6 protein-coding genes are annotated in these 3,997 nt (G+C 37.0%); all 6 read left to right on the forward strand.

What is annotated here, in order from left to right; all coding sequences use genetic code 11:
- The first annotated feature begins 181 nt into the window (after nt 1–181).
- The 6 genes from K8S13_RS15755 (at nt 182) to K8S13_RS15780 (ending at nt 3,817) form a co-directional block, all read left to right on the forward strand.
- Nucleotides 182–553 carry a hypothetical protein gene (locus K8S13_RS15755; protein ID WP_291463930.1) on the forward strand — a complete coding sequence of 124 codons (372 nt, stop codon included), beginning with the start codon at nt 182–184 and terminating at the stop codon, nt 551–553.
- A 168-nt stretch (nt 554–721) separates the two neighbouring features.
- Complete coding sequence (locus tag K8S13_RS15760; RefSeq protein WP_291463932.1) at nt 722–2,026, forward strand: ATP-binding protein; 1,305 nt, start codon at nt 722–724, stop codon at nt 2,024–2,026.
- 187 nt (nt 2,027–2,213) lie between these two features.
- Entirely contained in the window at nt 2,214–2,474 is a 261-nt protein-coding gene (locus K8S13_RS15765; protein ID WP_291463933.1) for a toxin HicA, read from the forward strand.
- Nucleotides 2,458–2,787 (forward strand): type II toxin-antitoxin system HicB family antitoxin, encoded by a 330-nt coding sequence (locus K8S13_RS15770; RefSeq protein WP_291463935.1) that lies wholly within the window; start codon nt 2,458–2,460, stop codon nt 2,785–2,787. The genes K8S13_RS15765 and K8S13_RS15770 overlap by 17 nt, the downstream gene beginning before the upstream one ends.
- 41 nt (nt 2,788–2,828) lie before the next feature.
- Nucleotides 2,829–3,320 (forward strand): DUF1456 family protein, encoded by a 492-nt coding sequence (locus K8S13_RS15775; protein ID WP_291463936.1) that lies wholly within the window; start codon nt 2,829–2,831, stop codon nt 3,318–3,320.
- 62 nt (nt 3,321–3,382) lie between these two features.
- The gene (locus K8S13_RS15780) at nt 3,383–3,817 is read left to right on the forward strand and encodes a PaaI family thioesterase (RefSeq protein ID WP_291463938.1); all 435 of its coding nucleotides are present in this window, start codon (nt 3,383–3,385) and stop codon (nt 3,815–3,817) included.
- Nucleotides 3,818–3,997: the final 180 nt, after the last annotated feature.

Consider the following 3,997-nt stretch of genomic DNA (forward strand, 5'->3'; position numbering starts at 1 on the left):
AAAACAACAGAGACAGGATATTGCCTGAAATCAAGAAAGCGATAAAAAATTCTGACTTGATAATGAAAGTGTCCTCCTTGTTTGCTTTAGAAGCAAAATGAATGCCAACCGCCATTTGCGGTCATAGATCTGGACCTATTTGCAATTGAACGGAGATGATCCAATATGGAAATTTTTCGGTTTGCCTGATGAAGAAGGAGAAAATTCTGTACGCATACATCTTTGGCTATCAGACGAATTCAAGCAGCTCTCCAATTACCAACAACTTATTGAAGAATTTGATCAAAAAAATCAAAGTTTACTTACAGGAAATGGTTTTGATAAAAAGGGTGGAAAAGTAAATAGAACTTATGAGATGGAAGTTTTATTTAGCAATGAAGCTATATTAAATGGGTTGCAAAACGACAATTGGGATGAAGCCGAAAAAAATTTAATACAAGCTTGGAAAACTTTTGAACAAATTGAGTGGGATTTTATTAAAAAAGCAATCCAGAAGCACCAAAAAAAACCGAACAAACAAATTCAGCGGAGCGCAAAAAGCCGCGCCCACTGATTTAGACGTTAGGACAAACCACTGCACGTGGACAGGCCAGTAAATTAAACAATAAAGAGGCTGTTTTGCAATGACAATATTTAACAATCTAAAAATGAAATAAAAATTTTTCCTTAATTAAAAACAAATAATCATTGACATTTTCCTTAAAATAAGGAAAATAAATCTATGAAACAAATTTTAAAAACAATTATCAAAGATTTTCATTTGAGACCGCTGCCACCGTTTAAGCCCCGGCATTTGAACGTTCCCCTTGATCTGGGCAAGATTATTACAATCATTGGCCCGCGCAGGGCCGGGAAAACATGGTATTTTTTTCAACTCATAGCAAGTCTGGAAAAACTTGGTATAAAAAGAGAACAGATTTTTTATCTTAATTTTGAAGATGAACGCCTTGATTTTGATGCCGGTTATGACCAGATCCTTGATGCCTATCTTGAACTTTATCCTGATCAGAAATTGGATGACCTCTATATTTTTTTTGATGAAATCCAGGGAATTCCGGAATGGGAAAAGTACATCCGCCGCCTGTATGACACGGTAAGCAGAAAAATTTTCCTTACCGGCTCAAATGCAAAAATGCTATCAAAGGAGATTGCCACCTCGCTTAGGGGTCGAAGTCTTTCTTTTGAAATCATGCCTTTATCATTCCCGGAATTCTTATCTTTCAGGAGCATTGATTCCAAAGACGTATCTTCTACAAAAAATCGGGCAAAAATTAAAAACAGCTTTGATGAATACCTTACCTGGGGAGGATATCCTGAGTTGGTTGACATGGAAAGCCATTTTAAGGCAAACATTTTACAGGAATATTTTAATGTCATGCTCTATCGGGATTTAATGGATAGATATGAGATTCGGGATGCATCAATCCTCAAATATCTTATTAAACGCCTCATCGGTTCATTTACAAAAGAATTTTCTGTCAACAAACTTTATAATGATTTGAAATCCAGGGGAATCAGAATCGGTAAAGATTCTATCTATCGGCTTATAGATCAAATTTTTTCTGTCTACATGGTAACATATGTGGAAAAGTATGATCCGGCAGTAGTGAAAAGAGAGATGAGTAATAAAAAAATTTACCTCTATGATAATGGAATTGCCTCTGCCATCCGGTATACTTTTTCAGAGGACCGGGGCAAATTACTTGAAAATTTTGTTTTTACCGGGATCCGCAATACTACAGAAGCTATTTTCTTTTTAAAGAATGGTTATGAATGTGATTTTGTAGTTTTCCCTGAAACTGAGAACCCGGTTCTTATTCAGGTCACAGAGACCTTACACCAAAATAATTTCAGCCGGGAAATAAACGGATTGGAAAAAGCCAGAAAGAGGCTTAAAAATGGCAGAAGCTTATTGATAACCGGGGACATGGCAGTACCCTTTGATATGTTACCAAAATGGGTAGAGGTCATAACAGCATATGAGTGGCTGCTAAGACAACAAAAACATTCTACGCTCATGCCGTAGATGTTTGCGTTAAAAAAAACATGCATTGAATACTTTATTTGAATATCTTGATTGGTTAATGTCTAACTACCCGGCATGAATCGGTGAGTTTTAAGTTCGACCATATTTCAAAAATCCAACTGTATGATTTTCATCACGCAAAAATATTTTAACTTGACATTGATATCAATAATAGTATCATTTTTACATGAAAGGCATAGCTGAAAAATTAAAGCAGTTTAAAAATAATTCCAAAGATGTAAAGTTTTCAGAATTGTGCAAAGTGTGTGATTTTTATTTTGGAGACCCTCGACAATCAGGTTCAAGCCACAGGGTATATAAAACCCCATGGAGTGGCGATCCTCGTGTTAATATTCAGAACTCAATAGGGAAAGCAAAATCATACCAGGTCAGACAGGTATTAAAAGCTATTGAAAGATTGGAGGTGGAAAATGGCACTAAAAAATGATCACTATACATATAGAGTGACCTGGTCATCGGACGATGATGAATATGTGGGTTTATGTGCAGAACTGCCTGGCTTAAGCTGGCTGTCCAAGACCCCGGAATCTGCTTTAAAAGGAATTCGAAATATAGTCGCTGATGTAATAGCGGACATGAAGAACAACAAAGAGAAAATTCCTGAACCTATTGCTATTAAGAATTATAGCGGGAAATTTATGGTTCGGGTTCCTCCGGATGTCCATCGTGAACTTGCCATTAAAGCGGCAGAAGCCGGTGTCAGTTTAAACCGTCTCGCTAGTTCTAAACTAAGTTATTAATTTAACAACAGAGCAACTGTCGTTTTGAAAGGGACATACTTATGACAAATAATGATATTTTACGCCGTATCCGCTATGTTTTCGACTTTAATGATTCGAAAATGATTGCGATATTCGGCTTAACTGATCACCAGGTAACGCGGGCACAGATCAGCGATTGGCTAAAAAAAGATGATGATCCTGCATATCAGAAATGCAGTGATACTCATTTGGCTATTTTTCTGAATGGTTTGATTAATGATAAACGGGGCAAAAAGGAAGGGGCACAACCTGAACCGGAGAAGCGGTTAACTAACAATATCATTTTCATGAAATTAAAAATCGCCTTAAACCTGAAAGCCGAAGATGTATTGGAGATTATGGATCTGGCTGATTTGAGCATCAGTAAACATGAATTAAGTGCGTTTTTCCGCAGGCCGGGCCATAAACACTATCGTGACTGCAAAAATCAGATTTTACGTAATTTTTTAAGGGGTATGCAGCTTAAATATCGCCCAGGCACTGAATTGGAAGCAGGGTTCAAATGGAAATAGGTTTTGGACGTCAGGCGATATCCAGGCATTGGCCTACGGAATGCGCTGAGAAGGGATAATTAATGACAAATAGTGAACATTTTACAAAATTGGAAAATATGATGCATTCCGCATCATTTGTACAATTGGCCGGTGCCAAAGTGAGTATCAAAAAAGGTGAAGCACACATCATTCTGCCTGTAAAAAAGGAGTTCTACCACGCTGCAGGAGCCATGCACGGTGCATTATATTTTCTTGCGTTAGACAATGCAGCCTTTTTTGCAGCCAATTCTTTAGTTGAAAATTTTTTTGTCTTAACAACCAGTTTTACAACATATATTACCCGCCCTGTATCAGAAGGTGTTGTAAAAGCAATCGGTAAGGTTGTTTATCAGAATCGTTCCCAGTTTATCGGTGAATCGATTTTGTACGATTCAAACGACAATGAGATTGCGAGAGCTAACGGTATTTTTGTAAAAAGCAAAATACCATTATCAGATAAAATCGGTTATAAGTAAAGCTGTTGTTATAGTCTGAAAACCATATAACCTATAAGGATTGACACGACCTGAAAGGTCGGTTTCAATCTATTGAACCTGATGGTGAATCGGACGGAAAAAAAGTGCGCCACCGCTTACCTTTACGGTTATGTTTTATAGGTAATGGAGATTTATGATATTTTTAATTTATCAAAGGTT

The organism is Desulfobacula sp. (assembly GCF_021107415.1).